Consider the following 16,513-nt stretch of genomic DNA (forward strand, 5'->3'; position numbering starts at 1 on the left):
GAAGTGGGACATGCCGGGGATAGCGTGGGGGCATGGCACGGCGCGGGATCAGCACGGAGGACGGACGGGCGGCACTGCAGGCGGTCGCGGTGTCCGACGCGCCTTCGCGCACCGACCGGGCCACCGCCGTGCGCTACCTGCTGCAGCTGCTCGCCGAGAAGGCGCCGGGGCACACGGTCGAGGTGCGGGTGCCGCCGTTCGGTGCGGTGCAGGTCGTCGAGGGGCCGCGGCACACCCGCGGGACCCCGCCGAACGTCGTCGAGACCGACCCCGACACCTGGATCGCACTCGCCACCGGGGCCGAGCACTGGACGGATGCGGTGTCCGCCGGCCGCATCATCGCCTCCGGCACGCGGGCCGACCTGTCGCCGCTGCTGCCGCTTCGGCCCTGACCGGGACCGGTCAGCGGCGCGGGACCACCAACGGCACGCCCGTGACGGGGTGGTCGAACACGTCCACGGGCTGGCCGTAGACCTCCTCGATCCGCTCGGCGGTGAGCACCTCCGCGGGGGCGCCGGTCGCGGTGACGCGTCCCTGCGAGAGGAGGGTGACCCGGTCGGCGAACGCGAGTGCGATGTTCAGGTCGTGCAGCACGATCGCGACGCACGCGCCGGCGGCTGCCCGGGACCGGGCGATCCGCAGCACGTCCTCCTGGTGCTTCAGGTCGAGTGCGGCGGTCGGCTCGTCGAGGAGCAGGATGCCGGTGTCCTGCGCCAGCACGCGGGCGAGGGCGACGCGGGCGCGCTCGCCGCCGGAGAGTGCGGAGATCGGACGGTGCGCCAGACGGGTGACGTCGGCCTCGGCCATCGCCGCGGCGACGATGCGATCGTCGTCGTCCTCCGCCGGGGTGCGAGCCCACGGGGCGCGGCCCATGCGCACGACCTCCTCCGTGCTGAACGGGAAGGTCACCGTGTTCGACTGCAGCAGCACGGCGCGTTTGCGGGCGAGTTCCTTGGGCGGGATGCTCGCGACGGGGGTGCCGTCGAGCGTGACACTGCCGGCGGTCGGGGTCACGTCACCCGCGAGCACCCCGAAGAGCGTGGACTTGCCGGCGCCGTTCGGGCCGACGAGCGCGTGCAGTTCGCCCGCCCGGAGGGTGATCGATGCGTCCTGCAGGATCGCGCGGTCGGCGCCGTCGGGGACGACCGTGACCGCTTCCGCGACGAGTCGGATGCTCATCCCCAGCCTCCCGCCCGGCGCCGGGTCCGCACCAGCAACCACAGGAAGAACGGGCCACCGACCAGCGAGGTGATCATGCCGATCGGCATGTCGGCCAGCGGGATCGCGGTGCGCGCGACGAGATCGGCGAGGGCGATGAGGAGAGCGCCGCCGAGGGCGCTCGTGATCATGAGCGGCAGGTGGGCCGGACCGATCAGCATCCGCATGAGATGGGGGATGACCAGTCCCACGAAGCCGATGATCCCGGCGAACGCGACCGCGGCGCAGACGAGCAGTGCGACGGTGACGATCACCACGATCCGCAGGAGTTCGACGCGGACGCCGAGGTGGCGCGCGGTGCGTTCACCCAGTGCGAAGAGGTCGAGCTTCCGTGCGTAGAAGAGCGACGCGACGATGCCGACGGTGATGAGCGGCGCGATGACGCCCACGTTCGTCCAGATCGCGCCGTTGAGGCTGCCGAGCTGCCAGAACACGATCTGTTCCCGCGTGGAGCTCGTGCCGAGGAACGTGAGGAACGCGAGGCCCGCACCGCCGATCGCGTTGATCGCGATACCGGTCAGCAGCAGGGTCACGACCTCGGTGCGTCCGCCCGACCGGCTGATGAGGTAGACCGCGAACACGGCGACGAGGCCGCCCAGGAACGCGAACGCCGGGGTCGTCCACATGCCGAGGACCGTGAGTGAGAACGTGAGGCTGAGCGCCGCGCCCAGGGCTGCGCCCGACGACACCCCGACGACGGCGGCATCGGCCAGCGGGTTGCCGAAGATCGCCTGCATGAGTACACCGGAGACCGACAGTGCCGCCCCGACCAGCAGTCCCAGCACGATGCGCGGCATCCGGATGTCGAGGAGCACCCCGAATGCCGCGGGCGCGGTCGGCGCCCAGTCGTTCGGGATGCCGACGGAGCGCAGCAGGATGCCGACGACCTCGGCGGGCGACAGGGCGTACTGGCCGAGCCCCAGTGAGACGATCGAGACGACGACGAGGGCGATCGCGAGGACGACCACCGCGATCGCGAACCGGGACCCGCGATGCCGTGACGGCGTCGGGACCACGACCTCGCCGGTCATGAGTCGGAGGGTCCGGCGGTCGGCGCGGCCGTGTCGGCCGGTGCGTACAGCGCCTTCGCCAGGGCCATGATGACCTCGGCGGTGCGCGGCCCGAATCCGAGGATCTGCCCGTCGGCCATGTCGATCACGCGGCGGTTCTGGCCGGCCTGCGTTTGCTGCAGGGCGGGGATGCGCTCGAGGAGGCCGTCGATGCCGCCGACGGATGCGAGGCCGTCGGTCATCATCAGGATGACGTCGGGCTGGGCGGCGACGAGCGCTTCCGCGGTCATCGGCTTCTCGCCCTCCCACCCGATCTCGGTCGCCACGTCGACGCCCCCGATGGCGTCGATCAGGGAGTCCGCGCCGGAGTCGTGACCGAAGATGTAGTAGACGTTCGCGCTGCCGCGCACGTACAGGAAGAGGATGCGGGCGCGGTCCTCGACGTCGGCGGGGACGACCGCCGCGATCTCGGCCAGTGCGTCCTCGATGTCCGCCTCGATGCGTTCGGTGAGCGCGTCACCGCGGCTCGGGACCCCGAGTGCGGCCGCGACCTCGGCGACCAGGTCGCCCACCGTGTCGGCGTCGTGGTCGGAGCTGACGACGACGACGGGGATGCCGGCGTCGCGCAACTGCTGCCGGACCTCCTTCGGGCCGATCGTGGTGTCGGTGACGACGACGGTGGGTGCGAGTTCGAGGATCGCCTCCGCGTTGAGCGTGTGGCTGCTCTTCGTGACGACCGGCAGCTCCTCGGTGCCGTGGAAGTCCGTCGAGATGTCCCGCCCCACGACGTTGTCACCGAGACCGAGTCCGAACACGGTCGCCGCGATCGTCCCCGAGATGTCCAGGGGCAGGATCCGGCTGACGTCGCCGACGGTGACCTCGGTGCCCTCGGAGTCCACGACGGTGGCCGGGAGCTTCGGTGCGGTGTCGTCGGACACCGCCTCGATCGAGTCGGATGAGAGGCACGCGGTCGAGCCGCCGGTCGCGGAGCGGACATCCTCGGTGAGGGCGAGTTCGGCGATCGGCTGGTGGGCGGACACGCAGTCGTCGGCGGTCGCTGCCGAGGAGCCGGCGGCGGAACATCCGCCGAGGAGCAGCGCGAAGGCGGCGAGGCCGGAAACGACGGGCAAACGACGCATAGGTGAGGCAATCCTAAGAAGTTGACATCGACGACACGTGTCGCCTACCGTCAAGCATAACTGGAAAGTTAGCCAAGCCTTACCTTCCGAAACCCGAGCACCATGGTCGCGCTCCCTGGCGTGTGCCATGCCCTTCCACGAAAGACACAGCGTGATAGCCCAATCGTTGAGTCGCGGCCGTGCCGCCCTCGCCGTCATCCTGACCCTGCTGCTCGTCGCGGCCGGTTCGCTCACCGCGATCCCCGCCGACGCCGCGACCGCCTCCGCCGGCACCCTGCAATGGGGCTTCAAGCAGAGCTTCCGCAACTACGTGTCCAACACCAACATCGGCGGCGACGGCGCCATCACGGCCACCGGGAACGCATCCCAGCCGGGCGGTGGGGCGAACCCGTTCGAGTGGGCTGCCGGAACCGGTGACGTCGACGTCGACGCCGGTACCGCGAATGTGAGCTGGACGGGCGGGATCACGTTCCTCAAGCACCACGGCGAACTCGACATCACCTTGGCCAACCCGCAGGTGGTGCTCTCGGACGCCGAGCGCACGCTGTACGTCTCGGTGACCACCGCCGCTGGCACGCAGCGCGTGGCGTTCGCGACCCTCGGGGCCGGGACGCCCGCCGTGAGCGGGACGACGGCCACGTGGGCGAACGTCCCGGCCACCCTCACGGCCGCCGGCGCCGAGGCGTTCAAGGCTTACAACACGGGCGAGTACGACGCCGGCGACCCGGTCGACCCGGTGACCTTCTCGGCGACGGTCCAGGCCGCACCCGCCGCGACGACGACGGCACTCGCGGTTTCGCCGCAGACCGGTGCCCGCGTGGGCGACCCGGTCGTGCTGACGGCGACGGTCACCCCCGCATCCGGTGGATCGGTGGAGTTCTTCGACGGCGCCGTGTCGCTCGGCACCGCACCCGTCGTCGACGGTGCCGCCTCGGTGACCGTCACGACGCTCGGCGAGGGGATGCACTCGCTCAGTGCCGCCTTCGTCTCCGACGACTCAGGCGTGGCGGGATCGACCTCCTCGGTCGTCACGTACGAGGTCGCCGCGGCTCCGGTCGAGCCCGCCGTCGAGACCTCGACGACCCTCGCCGTGAGTCCTGCGACCCGTGCGATCCAGGGCGGTACGGTCGAGCTCAGCGCGACGGTCGAGCCGGCAGTCGCGAACGGGACGGTCGAGTTCTTCGCGACCAAGGCCGGTAGCACGGACGCGGTGTCCCTCGGCGTCGCACCGGTGCAGACCGGCGTCGCGGCCATCGAGACGACCGACCTCGCCGCCGGAGGGTATGCCTTCCAGGCTCGGTTCACCCCGGCGTCCGGCGCGTTCGAGGCGTCGGAGAGCGCGAAGACCGCGAACTACGGTGTGGTGGACGTGTCGGTGCCGGTTGCGTATGTGCCGGGTGCGGCTGCGGTGGAGTCGTCTGGTGCGTCGGCGTCGTGGGCGTTCTCGCAGTATTCGTACGCGGGGTACATGAAGTGGGCGAAGACGGCCGACGGTGAGGACATCACCGTGGTCGGCAACGACTATGTGTTCTCGAACGGTGTGGTGCGTGCGGATTCCGGTGGGGCGACGGTGTCGTTCGACGGGTGGTTCACGTTGGAGCCGCACGCGGGTCACTGGATCACGTTCACGGATCCGGTGCTGTCGGTGACCGCTGATGGTTCGGGTGTGTGGTCGGCTGATGTGACCACGTCGGCGAACGCGACGGCGAAGCGTCTGGTGTTCGCGACCTTCTCGGGCGCGGATGTGGCCGGTGCGGGTTCCTCGGTGGACACCGAGATCGAGCTGGCGTACGAGGGTGCGACTGCGCTGGGGACGTGGAATGCCGGGTACGGCAACGCGTGGCCGAACGCGTTCGTGCTGGAGGTGCCGTCGGCGCTGCAGGCGTACTTCTACCAGTCGGGCACGAGTGCCGCGAACCTGCAGAAGCCGCCGTCCCCGCTCACCCTCGCCTTCGACTGGCCCGTGATCACGGCGACCGAGACCGCCGTGTCGGTCAGCCCCTCGACGCGAGTGGTCAAGGGCGACGAGCTCACGATCACCGCCACCGTCACCACCGGCGGGGCGATCGCACCGACCGGTTCGGTGGAGTTCTTCGCGAAGGCGGCGGGGACGGACGCCTGGGCCTCGCTCGGCACCGCCGAACTCCTCGACGGCGTCGCGGTCCGCGTCGACCGCACCCTCGCGGCCGGTGGGTACACGTTCAAGGCCGTGTACACCTCGAACAACGGGTACGCCTCCTCCGAGGCGGCGACCACCGCGAACTACGGTGTGGTGGACGTGTCGGTGCCTGCGGCGTGCACGTTGAGCCCGAATGCGCAGACCTCGTCGGGTGCGTCGGCGTCGTGGGCGTTCTCGCAGTATTCGTACGCGGGGTACATGAAGTGGGCGAAGACGGCCGATGGTGAGGACATCACGGTCGACGGGTCCGACTACGTGTTCACGAACGGCACGGTCCGTGCCGACGCGAACTGCGCCACGGTGTCGTTCGACGGGTGGTTCACGTTGGAGCCGCACGCGGGTCACTGGATCACGTTCACGGATCCGGTGCTGTCGGTGACCGCTGATGGTTCGGGTGTGTGGTCGGCTGATGTGACCACGTCGGCGAACGCGACGGCGAAGCGTCTGGTGTTCGCGACCTTCTCGGGCGCGGATGTGGCCGGTGCGGGTTCCTCGGTGGACACCGAGATCGAGCTGGCGTACGAGGGTGCGACTGCGCTGGGGACGTGGAATGCCGGGTACGGCAACGCGTGGCCGAACGCGTTCGTGCTGGAGGTGCCGTCGGCGCTGCAGGCGTACTTCTACCAGTCGGGCACGAGTGCCGCGAACCTGCAGAAGCCGCCGTCCCCGCTCACCCTCGCCTTCGACTGGCCCGTCGTGCCGGTGATCGACGGCGGCGGACAGACGCCGAGCACGGGTGGCGCCGGTCAGACGGTCGCCGCGGGCTCGCTGGTCTGGGGCATCAAGTCGCAGTTCATCACCTACATCACCGGACAGATCGCCAAGGGCTCGCTGAGCCTCTCCGGCGGTGCCACCTACGCGAACGGAGTGTTCCAGTTCGGGCAGGCCGTCGGCTCGACGTACGACGCGGCGACCGGGCTCGGCTCGGTCGGCTACAACGGGTCCGTGCGGTTCTGGGGTCACGCGGGTGAACTCGACTTCGCGGTCAGCAACCCGCAGATCCGGGTGACCTCCGCCACGACCGCCCAGCTGTGGGCGAGCGGTGTCCACATCGGTGTCGTCGACCTCGCGGGCGCCGCCAAGACCGCGGCGAACGGTGCCGTCACGTACCGCAATGCCGGGGTGACGCTCACCGCCGAGGGGCGTGCGATGTTCCGCAACTTCTACACCACCCTCGATCCGCTCACCTTCACGATCGGTGCGGCCTCCGCGGCGCCGAGCGGTTCCACCGGAACGGTCGCGACCGCGGCCGCCCCGACGCCGGCTCGGACGTTCCCGGCAACTCCGCCGGCCACCACCGGCATCCAGGTCGACGAACCGGTGCTCGAGGATCTGCAGGCCGGCCGACAGGTGACGATCTCGGTGGGCGGTTTCCAGCCCTTCGAGCAGGACATCGCCATCGTCGTGTACTCGACGCCGGTGCTGCTCGGCACGGTGGATGCCGATGCCCGGGGCATCGCGACCTGGACGGGCGTGCTGCCGGCCACCCTCGAAGACGGCGTACACACGCTGACCTTCCAGGGCTCGGTGAGCCGCGGCATCCAGTTCACCCTCGCCCGTGAGGCCGCGCTCGCGTCGGCCGGACAGTGCACGGTCGAAGGGGCGGAGCTGAAGTGGGGCTACAAGGAGTCCTTCCGCAGCTACATCGAGGGCATCGCACACGGCGGCTGGGAGCTCACGGACATCGTCTACGAGTACCCGGACTACGTGTGGTCGAACGGCGCCGGATCCATCGACGTCGAGTCCGCGACCGGGCTGGTCACCTTCGGCGGGACGCTCGCCTTCCACGGGCACGACGGTGCGCTGAACACGACGTTCTCCAACGCGCGCCTCGAGCTCGCCGGAGACACCGGCTACCTCGTGTTCGACATCACCGGTACCACCCAGGGGGGTGAGTCGGTCGACCAGAAGGACGTCCGACTCGCAGAGTTCGACCTGGGTGCGCCGAACCCCGTCGACGGCGTCATCACGATCGAGGCGGACGCCTCGACGCTGACCGAGGCCGGTTCCGCAGCCTTCGGCACCTATGCCGCGGGCGAGGCGCTCGACCCGATCACGGTCACGCTCCCCGTCGCCGACGACTGCGCGGTCGCCGTGGTCGAGGCGGACGAGGAGGCCGAGACCGTCGTCACGACCGCCGCGGACGAGGAGACCGCGGACGCCGGCCTGCCGATCTGGGTCTGGATCGTCGGCATCCTGGTGCTCATCGCCATCGCGATCCTCGTGACGGTCCTGGTCGTCCGCCGCCGGAACGCCGGTACCGACGAGGACTGATCCCCGCACCGATCGACGGCGCCCCACGGTCATGCACCGTGGGGCGCCGTCGTTCGCCGGGATGAGACAATGGAGCCATGGCTGCCGAGCCGAACCCCGCCCCCCGCGTCACCGTCGAAGAGCACATCGAGACCGTGACCGTCCGCCGCGCGCCTAAGATCTGGGTCTTCCTCGTGCTGGGCGCCCTCCTCGGCGTCATCGTGGCCGGCATCCTGACGTTCGCGTTCCAGGGCACGGCCGAGCCGAGCGCGACCGGTGTCGAGTACACCCCCGGGCAGGTGTTCGGGTTCCTCGCCCTCATCTGCGCCGCGCTGGGACTGCTCGTCGGCGGGCTCGTCGCGCTGGTCCTCGAGCGCACCGTCGGGCGAAAGACCCGCGAGGTGCGCGTCGACCGCGAGCACGTGCAGGTCGAAGAGGACTAGGCCAGCTCGGCGATGATCGGATGGATCGCGGCGTCGAACGCCGCGACATCCCGCCGGAGCCCGTCGGTCACCGCGATCGTCAGCGCGCCGATCCACCACAGTCCGCGCTGCGCCAGCGGCAGCACCTGCACGTTCAGCTCGAACGAGTGCGCACGGCGCCCCACCTGACGCTCGTGCTCGGCGATGACGCTCGCGTACGCGCGGTACGACGCCGCCCCCGTGTGGTGGCCGGACTCCCGCGCCACGTACATGGCGTGCGCATCCCGCGCGAACGACACCGCATCCGGCCCGAACGGCTCCGCCGCCCCACGCAGTTCCGCCGCCCCGGTGGCCGGCAGCGCCAGCATCGTCGCGAACCCGGGCACGAGCTCGAGAGGCACCTCGGACGGATGCGCCTGCGGCTCGACCGTCATCGCCCAGTAGGACCGCCACTGGCGCTCCAGAAGTGCCTGTTCCGCCTCCGGCCGCTCCGGCCGTGGCACCGGGATGCCGCGCAGCGACGGCAGCTCCTCCGGGGCCCGGATGCCGAGCATCTGTCGCAGGTACAGGGCGAGCAGCACCGGCTGACTCGCGTCCTCGCGGATCAGCCACTCCGGACGGCCGGCGCTGTGCATGCGGCCATTGTAAGGATCCACCGGGGAGATCCGAGGGGCTTGCGGCGCAGGTAGGCTTAGCGCGTGGCCGCATCCCACAATCCCTATTCCGACGCCGGCGTTGACACTGCCGCCGGCGACCTCGCCGTAGAACTCATGAAGTCGGCCGTGCGTCGCACGCACGGGCCCGAGGTGCTCGGGGGCGTGGGCGGTTTCGCCGGGCTCTTCGACGCCTCGGCGCTCACCGGCTACACGCGCCCGCTGCTCGCCACGAGCACCGACGGCGTGGGCACGAAGGTGGCGATCGCGCAGGCGATCGACAAGCACGACACGATCGGGCTCGACCTGGTCGGCATGGTCGTCGACGACATCGTCGTGGTGGGTGCGAAGCCCCTGTTCATGACGGATTACATCGCCTGCGGCAAGGTGTTCCCGGAACGCATCGCCGACATCGTCTCCGGCATCGCCGCCGGATGCTCCGTCACCGGCACCGCGCTGGTCGGCGGCGAGACCGCCGAGCACCCGGGCCTGTTGGGCGTGCACGACTACGACGTGGCGGGCGCCGCCACCGGCGTCGTCGAGGCCGACCGCATCCTCGGCGCCGACCGCGTCCGTCCGGGTGACGCGGTGATCGCGCTCGCCTCGAGCGGGCTGCACTCCAACGGCTACTCGCTCGTGCGGCACATCGTCGCCGGCGCCGGCATCCAGTACGGCGACCACGCCGACGACTTCGGCACCACGTGGGGCGAGGCGCTGCTCGAGCCCACGCGCCTGTACACGTCGCCGCTCCTCCGTCTCGCCGACGCCCTCGGCGCCGGCCTCCACGCGCTCACCCACGTCACCGGCGGCGGCATCGCCGCGAACCTCGCCCGTGTGCTGCCCCGCGGCACCTGGGTCGAGGTCGACCGGTCGACCTGGGCGCCGCCCGCCGTCTTCCAGGTGCTCGCCGATCTCGGCGGACTCGACCTGACCGCCACCGAGGGCACCTGGAACCTCGGGATCGGGTTCCTCGCCGTCGTCGCCGAAGCGGATGCCGACGCGACGCTGCGCGCGATGGAGCAGGAGGGCATCGCCGCTTGGCGCGTCGGCACCGTCGGTGACGGCGCGACCCCCGCGGGCGAGTTCGAGCAGGGCGCCAAGGGCGTCGACGGCGGCAGTGTGCGCCTGGTCGGCGCCTACGCCGACACCCCACGAGATGGAGCGAAGTAACACCACATGTGCGGCATCGTCGGCATGGTCGGGCAGGGCCCGGTCAACCAGGACATCTACGACTCGCTGCTGCTCCTGCAGCACCGCGGACAGGACTCGACCGGCATCTCCACCGCCGAACCGAACGGCGTGGTGCACATGCACAAGGCCCGCGGCCAGGTGCGCGAGGCGTTCCGCACCCGCGACATGCGCTCCCTGCTCGGCACGATCGGGCTCGGTCACGTCCGCTACGCCACGAAGGGCACCGCATCCAGCGAGGAGGAGGCGCAGCCGTTCTACGTCAACGCCCCCTACGGCATCGTGCTGGTGCACAACGGCAACCTGACGAACACGCGCGAGCTCACCGAGGAGCTCTTCCACAAGGACCGCCGGCACCTCAACACCAGCTCCGACACCGAGCTGCTGGTGAACGTGCTCGCGAACGAGCTGCAGTCGTCGATCTCCGGACTCGAGCTCGACCCCGAGCAGGTGTTCCAGGCGGTCACCCGCGTGCACGAGCGCGTCGAGGGGTCGTACGCCACGATCGCCCTGATCGCCGGGTACGGGCTCCTCGCGTTCCGCGACCCCTTCGGCATCCGTCCCCTCATCCTCGGGCGCCGGGATGCGGAGGGCGGACGCGACGAGTGGATCGTGGCATCCGAGTCGCTCGTACTGGAGAACTCCGGCTTCGACGTCGTGCGCGAGGTCGCGCCGGGCGAGGCCGTGTTCGTCACCCTGGACGGCGCCCTTCACACCCGGCAGTGCGCGGCTGACCCGAAGCTCATCCCGTGCTCGTTCGAGTACGTGTACCTCGCCCGCCCCGACTCGATCATGAACGGCATCTCGGTCTACGAGGCCCGGCTGCGCATGGGCGAGCGGCTCGCCGACACGATCGCCAAGCACACACCGCGCGAGGCGATCGACGTCGTCATGCCGATCCCGGACTCCGCGCGGCCGGCAGCGATGCAGGTGGCCCGCAAGCTCGGCATCGAATACCGCGAGGGCTTCTACAAGAACCGCTACGTCGGGCGGACCTTCATCATGCCCGGCCAGGCGGTGCGCAAGAAGAGCGTGCGCCAGAAGCTCAACGCGATGTCGAGCGAGTTCAAGGGCAAGAACGTGCTGCTCATCGACGACTCGGTCGTGCGCGGCACGACGAGCAAGGAGATCATCCAGATGGCGCGCGACGCGGGCGCCAAGACGGTCACCTTCGCATCGGCCGCGCCGCCCGTGCGGTACCCGCACGTCTACGGCATCAACATGCCGTCGCGCCACGAACTGGTCGCCCACGGCCGGACGATCCCGGAGATCGCCACCGAGCTCGGCGCGGACTACATGGTCTACCAGGAGGTCGAGGACCTCAAGGCCGCCATCCTCGAGGGCTCCGACGTCGAGGACCTCGACATGAGCTGCTTCGACGGCCGGTACGTCACCGGCACGGTCACCGACGAGTACCTCGCCTGGGTCGAGGGCAGTCAGGTCTCCTGACCACATGAAAGGATGCTGCGGCGCCGAGGCGCTCGCAGCATCCGCTCGTGCAGGTCAGGCCCGCTCGAGTTCGTCTTCGTCCTCGTCTTCGTCGGCGTACTCGTCAGCCCACTTGTCGACGTACTCGTCGTCGGAACTCGGGTGCGAGAGCTCACGCTCCAGCGCCGCGTAGTTCACCGCCGGGCTGAACGACTTGAGTTCGCGGGCGATCTTCGTGTGCTTCGCCTTCTGACGGCCACGCCCCATGCGAGACCCCCTCATGATCTGATGTCGCGGGCATCGCATGGGCCCGACGAATTCACAAACCGGTCCGTCCGACCGGGAAGAGTAGAGTTCAGGATATCACGGTGGCCGAGTGGCCAGTCCCCGCGAGGAGGAACCATGAACGCGCAGACCGAGTGGACCGGGGCCGTCGTCGTCGGACTCGTGCCGGGTCTGCCGAAGTGCGTCCTCGAGGAGGCGACCCGCTACGCGGCGCTCTTCGACGCACCCCTGCTCGTGGCGTACGTCGACGTCACCCGCTTCGTCACCTACGAGGACCCCGACGGCACCCCGCACTCCGCCCCGATCGACATGAACATCTCGACCGGTGAGGCGGGTGCGGAAGCGGTGCGTGAGGCGGCTGCCGCCCAGCTCGACGGCGCGGACGTCCGCTGGGCGGTGCGCTCGCTCGTCGGCGACCCGGCCACGGCGCTCGCGCGCCTGGCCGAGGACGTGGACGCACCCCTCATCGTGGTCGGCACGCGACGCCGCGGGATCGGTGAGTCGATCCGCGAGTTCTTCACCGGCTCGGTCGCGGCCCGGCTCACGCACCGGCAGCAGCGCCCGGTGCTCGTCGTGCCGCTGCACGACGAGGTCGAACCCGAGACGCCCTGGCTCGACTGACGACTCAGCGACCGTCGAGTGACCGCCGCAGCGCGGACGCCGCCGCATCCAGTGCGTCGGCCAGGGCATCGACCACCGAGTCGGCGACCTCGCCGCCCCGGGCCGCGTGCGAACGCAGGTCGGTGCGCACCCGCGCCCGGAACTCGGAGACGGCCACGTCGGCGCGGTGGATCTGCTCCCGGGTCCGTGCCCGTGCGTCCGATGCCGGCTGCGGGTCCGGCGCGGACTCCCGCTCCGCCGCCGCGGCGGCGGCCAGGTCGGCCTTCAGGCTCTTCATCGCCTCACGGACGTTGCCGCGCACCTGTTCGGCGATGAGCCGGACGGAGTCGGCAAGGTCGGCCTCAATGCCCGCGAAGTCGCCGGCCCGTGCCGCGACCTCCGCGCGACCCGCCTCGGTGATCTCGTACACGGTCTTGCGACCCTCGACCCGCTTGGTCACGAGCCCCTCCTCCTCGAGCTTCGCGAGGCGGGGGTAGATCGTGCCGGCGGACGGCGTGTACGTGCCACCGGTGCGCTCGGAGAGTGCGGTGATGAGGTCGTAGCCGTGCCGCGGCTCCTCGTCGAGGAGGTTCAGCAGGTACAGGCGCAGGTCGCCGTGGGAGAAGACGGGGGCCATCAGCGCACCGCCTCGCCGGCGCGGCGGACGACGGTGATCGCGCCGGAGACGGAGTTCGCGCGCACGTCGACGAACGCGCCGCTCGTCTCCCCGATCGTGTGCTGCACCGTGGTGGCGATGCCGCCGCGTCCGGAGTGGGTGACGCCGTCGACCTGCACCCGGCCGCTCACGCTGCGGACGACGAAGTTCGCGGCGTAGCCGTCGTCGAGTCGCACGGTCGTCTCGCCGGAGACCGTGTTCAGGCCGATCCGGTGCACCGTGCCGTGGGCGTCGATGAGGATCGCCCCCGAGACGGTGTCGACGGTGACGGCGTCGAGCTCGCCGGTCGCGGCGATGTCGCCCGAGACGCTGTTGGCCGAGATGGAACCGTCGAGGCCGCGCGCCTGCACGTCGCCCGAGACGGAGTTCAGGGTGAGGTCGCCTCGCAGGCCGTCGACGATGAGATCGCCCGAGACGGTGTTGAGCTTGGCGTCCGCCACGAGGTCGGACACGAGCGCGCTCGCGCTCACGACGCCGAGCGTCAGGGCGGTCTCGCGCGGCACGGCCACGCTGATCTCCGCCTTGGGCCCGCCGCTCCCGAAGTGCCGGAACACCTCGAGGAAGTTGTCCCAGCGCAGCTGCGGGTGGTCGATCTCGACGCGGCCGTCCGCCGCCTCGACGCGCAGGTCCTTGCCGGTCACGGCGTGCACCTCGATGCGCACGCCCGGTTCGTCGCGGCCGACGATGTCGATCTGGCCGCCGACCAGCCCGACCTTCAGCGACGTGATGTCCTCCAGGTCGATCACCCGGGTCTGCCCGGGCTGGATCAGCCACTTCTCCGGTGTCATGTCTTCCTCCACGGTGAACGCGTTATATCGCGTTCGTGGACAGTAACACGATATATCGCGTTGCGGAAGACCTGCCGGTGCGAAAACGGCGGATGCCGGAGCCCGAAGGCATCCGGCATCCGCCGTGACGTCTTGTCGTCAGGCCCGGCGGTTGCCGGAGATGACTCGGAACAGGAACGCGATGAGCGCGATCACGCCGACGATCAGCGCCACCCACAGCAGCCAGTTCAGCGCGGTGTTCAGCCCGCCGACGATGGCCAGCACGATGGCGATGACGATGATGATGAGCAGTGCGATGTTCATGGGGACTCCCCTTCTGTATGCCGGTCACGCCGCAGCTTTCTCGGCGGTGCCCGGACGCTTCACGGCACATCCTCAGGTTGGCATTCCGCGTCGGGAGCGGTCCCGGGGGTTGACGCGGTTCTGCGCGCGGTGGTAGCCGCGGAAGGGGGGCGTGCGCTACCGACGGTCCGCGCGACTGTCAAGGGCGATCGGCGGGGGACGGTGCCGCGCCTACTGTCCAGGTGACGGTCGAGGCACCGTGGAAGGGGTCGGATCATGCCTGCAGGACGCGGCGGGAACAGCCTGAAGGACCCGGAGCTGTACGAGAAGCTCCGCGACGACGGGGCGTCGAAGGAGAAGGCGGCGCGCGTCTCCAACGCCGCCGCCCGCGAGGGGCGCTCCAAGGTCGGGCGCCGGGGCGGCAAGAGCGGGGACTACGAGGACTGGACGGTCGCGGACCTCCGCGAGCGCGCGAAGGAGCTGGGCCTCACCGGCTACTCCAAGCTGCGCAAGGCACAACTCATCGACCGACTGCGCAACCACTGAGGATGGCGCGTCTGCGACGGGTCTCGCCCGGCGAGGACCCGGGGATCACCCGCGTCCGCGCCGGCGACGGCTTCCGATACCGCACCACCTCGGGCGGACCCGTCCGTACGACGGACATCGACCGCATCCGCGCGCTCGTCATCCCACCTGCCTGGGAGGACGTGTGGATCTGCGCCGACGGGCGCGGCCACATCCAGGCCGTCGGCACGGATGCGGCGGGCCGCCGGCAGTACCTGTACCACCCGGACTGGAGCGCGCCGCGGGACCGCGGCAAGTACCAGCGGGCGCTCGCCCTCGCAGCGGCACTCCCGAAGGCCCGGGCGCGGGTGACGACGTCTTTGCGTCGTGAGGAGGACTCCCGGGAGCGTACCCTCGCCGCAGCGTTCCGGCTGCTGGACGCCGGCGCCCTGCGGGTCGGCTCCCGCCGGTACGCCGCCCGCGGCGGCGGCCGCGGCCTCACGACGCTGCAGCGGCAGGACGCCACGATCGAGGGCACCGTCGTCACGCTCGACTTCCCGGCCAAGAGCGGGGTGCGCGCGCACGTCGAGATCGACGACGAGGACCTCGCCCGCGTGCTCGCACCGATGCTGCAGGGGCGGCCGCGATCAGCACTCCTCAGCTACCCGCGCGGACGCGGTCGGATGGCGCTCAGCGCCGCCGACGTGAACGCCTACGTGCGAGCGCTCACCGGGGGGTCGTTCACGGCGAAGGACTTCCGCACGCTGCGCGGCACGATCGCCGCCGCCACCGCGCTCGCCGAGGAGGGACGGCTCCGCGGCAAGGCGGAGCGCAAGCGCGCCGAGCGCCGGGCCGTGCGCGCCTGCGCGGCGGTGCTCGGGAACACGCCGGCGGTCTCGCGGGCGAGCTACATCGACCCCCGGGTCTGGCGCGCCTATGCGCGCGGTCGTCTCATCGACCTGTCCGTCAGCCCGGAGTCCGCGCTGCGCGCCCTGCTCGCCGCCTGATCCGCCGGTAGCGTGGAACGGTGGCCGGCCCTCCCGCATTCTCCTGGACGCACCTCGGGCTCGTCGCGGCCGGGGGAGCGATCGGCACTGCGCTGCGCGCCGCGGTCACCCTTATCGAGACGCCGGCGATCCCGGGGCTCGTCGTCGCCATCGTCAACCTCATCGGTGCGTTCGGACTCGGGGTGGTCACCGGTGCCGTCGTCCGGCGCGGCGACGGCCCACGGACCAGGGCGATGCGGCAGTTCCTCGGGACGGGCCTGCTCGGCGGCTTCACCACGTACAGCGCCTTCGCGCTCGACGCGGTGACCGGCACACCGGTGTGGCTGACCCTCGGCACCGCCGTGCTCGGCGTCGGCGCCGCATGGTTCGGCCTCGTGCTCGTGCGCCCCGCCGCACCGCGACGAGGAGGCCGGGCATGACCTGGGCGTTGCTGCCGATCGTGGCGCTCGCGGGCGGCACCGGCGCGGCGCTGCGCCACCTCGTCGACCTGGGGGTGACCCGCATCGTCGGCGCCCGGTTCCCGTGGGGCACGCTCCTGGTGAACGTCACCGGCTCGCTCGCCCTCGGGTTCGCCGCCGGCGCGGTGTCGGATGCGGCCGTGCTCGCCGTCGTGGGAAGCGGCCTCCTCGGGGGCTACACCACCTTCAGCGCGGTGGCCGCCACGAGCGCGGTCGCCCTCGACGAGGGACGCACCAGGGCGGCGGCGCTGAACACCCTCGGCACGCTCGTGGCGACGGTCGTCGCGGCGGGCGTCGGCGTGTGGGCTGGCAGCGCGCTGTGAGCCGCAGCTGGGGGCGGCCCCGCGCCCTCACCCCCGTGGAATACTGACCCGGAGAAGCATCTCCCACAACTGTCGGCCGGCTCTGGCCCGACGCGCTCAC

General features: G+C 70.9%; 17 protein-coding genes and 1 pseudogene. 10 read left to right on the plus strand and 8 right to left on the minus strand.

The window, feature by feature from the left end; translation table 11 throughout:
• Nucleotides 1-32: 32 nt before the first annotated feature.
• Nucleotides 33-392, plus strand: coding sequence for a sterol carrier family protein (locus ACWAUO_RS11380; protein WP_460775502.1), 360 nt, complete (start codon nt 33-35; stop codon nt 390-392).
• Between the two features lie 10 nt (nt 393-402).
• Here the strand turns inward: ACWAUO_RS11380 and ACWAUO_RS11385 are convergent.
• The 3 genes and pseudogenes from ACWAUO_RS11385 to ACWAUO_RS11395 form a co-directional block, all read right to left on the minus strand.
• Nucleotides 403-1,092, minus strand: a pseudogene (locus tag ACWAUO_RS11385) (heme ABC transporter ATP-binding protein); the annotation flags it as partial.
• A gap of 83 nt (nt 1,093-1,175) precedes the next feature.
• Nucleotides 1,176-2,249, minus strand: a complete 1,074-nt coding sequence (locus tag ACWAUO_RS11390; protein WP_460775504.1) for a FecCD family ABC transporter permease — start codon at nt 2,247-2,249, stop codon at nt 1,176-1,178.
• Nucleotides 2,246-3,367, minus strand: a complete 1,122-nt coding sequence (locus tag ACWAUO_RS11395; RefSeq protein WP_460775506.1) for a heme/hemin ABC transporter substrate-binding protein — start codon at nt 3,365-3,367, stop codon at nt 2,246-2,248. The genes ACWAUO_RS11390 and ACWAUO_RS11395 overlap by 4 nt, the downstream gene beginning before the upstream one ends.
• 166 nt (nt 3,368-3,533) lie before the next feature.
• Here ACWAUO_RS11395 and ACWAUO_RS11400 point away from each other — a divergent pair, with 166 nt between their 5' ends.
• The gene (locus tag ACWAUO_RS11400) at nt 3,534-7,820 is read left to right on the plus strand and encodes an HtaA domain-containing protein (RefSeq protein WP_460775507.1); all 4,287 of its coding nucleotides are present in this window, start codon (nt 3,534-3,536) and stop codon (nt 7,818-7,820) included.
• 77 nt (nt 7,821-7,897) lie between these two features.
• The gene (locus ACWAUO_RS11405) at nt 7,898-8,242 is read left to right on the plus strand and encodes a potassium transporter Trk (RefSeq protein ID WP_460775509.1); all 345 of its coding nucleotides are present in this window, start codon (nt 7,898-7,900) and stop codon (nt 8,240-8,242) included.
• Here ACWAUO_RS11405 and ACWAUO_RS11410 read toward each other — a convergent pair.
• Nucleotides 8,239-8,856, minus strand: a complete 618-nt coding sequence (locus ACWAUO_RS11410; protein WP_460775510.1) for a zinc-binding alcohol dehydrogenase — start codon at nt 8,854-8,856, stop codon at nt 8,239-8,241. The genes ACWAUO_RS11405 and ACWAUO_RS11410 overlap by 4 nt on opposite strands.
• A 63-nt stretch (nt 8,857-8,919) precedes the next feature.
• Between ACWAUO_RS11410 and purM the strand changes: the two genes are divergently transcribed.
• Nucleotides 8,920-10,044 (plus strand): phosphoribosylformylglycinamidine cyclo-ligase, encoded by a 1,125-nt coding sequence (gene purM, locus ACWAUO_RS11415; RefSeq protein WP_460775511.1) that lies wholly within the window; start codon nt 8,920-8,922, stop codon nt 10,042-10,044.
• Nucleotides 10,045-10,050: 6 nt separating this feature from the next.
• Nucleotides 10,051-11,511 (plus strand): amidophosphoribosyltransferase, encoded by a 1,461-nt coding sequence (gene purF / locus ACWAUO_RS11420; RefSeq protein ID WP_460775513.1) that lies wholly within the window; start codon nt 10,051-10,053, stop codon nt 11,509-11,511.
• Nucleotides 11,512-11,565: 54 nt separating this feature from the next.
• On the opposite strand, the gene ACWAUO_RS11425 is transcribed toward purF, so the two are convergent.
• A complete protein-coding gene (locus ACWAUO_RS11425; protein WP_460775514.1) occupies nt 11,566-11,757 on the minus strand; it encodes a DUF3073 domain-containing protein in 192 nt (63 codons plus the stop codon).
• A 135-nt stretch (nt 11,758-11,892) separates the two neighbouring features.
• Between ACWAUO_RS11425 and ACWAUO_RS11430 the strand changes: the two genes are divergently transcribed.
• Complete coding sequence (locus ACWAUO_RS11430; RefSeq protein ID WP_460775515.1) at nt 11,893-12,396, plus strand: universal stress protein; 504 nt, start codon at nt 11,893-11,895, stop codon at nt 12,394-12,396.
• A gap of 4 nt (nt 12,397-12,400) precedes the next feature.
• Here ACWAUO_RS11430 and ACWAUO_RS11435 read toward each other — a convergent pair whose 3' ends face one another.
• The 3 genes from ACWAUO_RS11435 to ACWAUO_RS11445 form a co-directional block, all read right to left on the minus strand.
• Nucleotides 12,401-13,012: a PadR family transcriptional regulator gene (locus ACWAUO_RS11435; RefSeq protein ID WP_460775517.1), complete on the minus strand. Its 612-nt coding sequence runs from the start codon at nt 13,010-13,012 to the stop codon at nt 12,401-12,403.
• Nucleotides 13,012-13,839, minus strand: coding sequence for a DUF4097 family beta strand repeat-containing protein (locus tag ACWAUO_RS11440; RefSeq protein WP_460775518.1), 828 nt, complete (start codon nt 13,837-13,839; stop codon nt 13,012-13,014). The genes ACWAUO_RS11435 and ACWAUO_RS11440 overlap by 1 nt, the downstream gene beginning before the upstream one ends.
• Nucleotides 13,840-13,977: 138 nt before the next feature.
• Nucleotides 13,978-14,142: a hypothetical protein gene (locus ACWAUO_RS11445; RefSeq protein ID WP_460775519.1), complete on the minus strand. Its 165-nt coding sequence runs from the start codon at nt 14,140-14,142 to the stop codon at nt 13,978-13,980.
• 255 nt (nt 14,143-14,397) lie between these two features.
• Here ACWAUO_RS11445 and ACWAUO_RS11450 point away from each other — a divergent pair, with 255 nt between their 5' ends.
• Genes ACWAUO_RS11450 through ACWAUO_RS11465 form a run of 4 tightly spaced genes read left to right on the plus strand, consistent with a single transcriptional unit; the run spans nt 14,398 to nt 16,413 of the window.
• Nucleotides 14,398-14,667 (plus strand): DUF7218 family protein, encoded by a 270-nt coding sequence (locus ACWAUO_RS11450; RefSeq protein ID WP_460775521.1) that lies wholly within the window; start codon nt 14,398-14,400, stop codon nt 14,665-14,667.
• Nucleotides 14,668-14,669: 2 nt separating this feature from the next.
• Complete coding sequence (locus tag ACWAUO_RS11455; RefSeq protein WP_460775523.1) at nt 14,670-15,632, plus strand: DNA topoisomerase IB; 963 nt, start codon at nt 14,670-14,672, stop codon at nt 15,630-15,632.
• 20 nt (nt 15,633-15,652) lie between these two features.
• Nucleotides 15,653-16,051, plus strand: a complete 399-nt coding sequence (locus ACWAUO_RS11460; protein ID WP_460775524.1) for a fluoride efflux transporter FluC — start codon at nt 15,653-15,655, stop codon at nt 16,049-16,051.
• Nucleotides 16,048-16,413, plus strand: coding sequence for a fluoride efflux transporter FluC (locus tag ACWAUO_RS11465; RefSeq protein WP_460775525.1), 366 nt, complete (start codon nt 16,048-16,050; stop codon nt 16,411-16,413). The genes ACWAUO_RS11460 and ACWAUO_RS11465 overlap by 4 nt, the downstream gene beginning before the upstream one ends.
• Nucleotides 16,414-16,513: the final 100 nt, after the last annotated feature.

It is taken from the genome of Microbacterium sp. GXF7504 (genome assembly GCF_054798235.1).

Excerpts from the sequence above, each read along its gene's own strand:
- ACWAUO_RS11405 (WP_460775509.1), top strand. The coding sequence starts at position 7,898 with ATGGCTGCCGAGCCGAACCCCGCCCCCCGCGTCACCGTCGAAGAGCAC.
- ACWAUO_RS11380 (WP_460775502.1), top strand. The coding sequence starts at position 33 with ATGGCACGGCGCGGGATCAGCACGGAGGACGGACGGGCGGCACTGCAG.
- ACWAUO_RS11440 (WP_460775518.1), bottom strand. The coding sequence starts at position 13,839 with ATGACACCGGAGAAGTGGCTGATCCAGCCCGGGCAGACCCGGGTGATC.
- ACWAUO_RS11395 (WP_460775506.1), bottom strand. The coding sequence starts at position 3,367 with ATGCGTCGTTTGCCCGTCGTTTCCGGCCTCGCCGCCTTCGCGCTGCTC.
- ACWAUO_RS11390 (WP_460775504.1), bottom strand. The coding sequence starts at position 2,249 with ATGACCGGCGAGGTCGTGGTCCCGACGCCGTCACGGCATCGCGGGTCC.
- ACWAUO_RS11435 (WP_460775517.1), bottom strand. The coding sequence starts at position 13,012 with ATGGCCCCCGTCTTCTCCCACGGCGACCTGCGCCTGTACCTGCTGAAC.
- ACWAUO_RS11465 (WP_460775525.1), top strand. The coding sequence starts at position 16,048 with ATGACCTGGGCGTTGCTGCCGATCGTGGCGCTCGCGGGCGGCACCGGC.
- purF (WP_460775513.1), top strand. The coding sequence starts at position 10,051 with ATGTGCGGCATCGTCGGCATGGTCGGGCAGGGCCCGGTCAACCAGGAC.
- ACWAUO_RS11430 (WP_460775515.1), top strand. The coding sequence starts at position 11,893 with ATGAACGCGCAGACCGAGTGGACCGGGGCCGTCGTCGTCGGACTCGTG.
- ACWAUO_RS11410 (WP_460775510.1), bottom strand. The coding sequence starts at position 8,856 with ATGCACAGCGCCGGCCGTCCGGAGTGGCTGATCCGCGAGGACGCGAGT.
- ACWAUO_RS11455 (WP_460775523.1), top strand. The coding sequence starts at position 14,670 with ATGGCGCGTCTGCGACGGGTCTCGCCCGGCGAGGACCCGGGGATCACC.
- ACWAUO_RS11425 (WP_460775514.1), bottom strand. The coding sequence starts at position 11,757 with ATGGGGCGTGGCCGTCAGAAGGCGAAGCACACGAAGATCGCCCGCGAA.
- ACWAUO_RS11445 (WP_460775519.1), bottom strand. The coding sequence starts at position 14,142 with ATGAACATCGCACTGCTCATCATCATCGTCATCGCCATCGTGCTGGCC.
- ACWAUO_RS11450 (WP_460775521.1), top strand. The coding sequence starts at position 14,398 with ATGCCTGCAGGACGCGGCGGGAACAGCCTGAAGGACCCGGAGCTGTAC.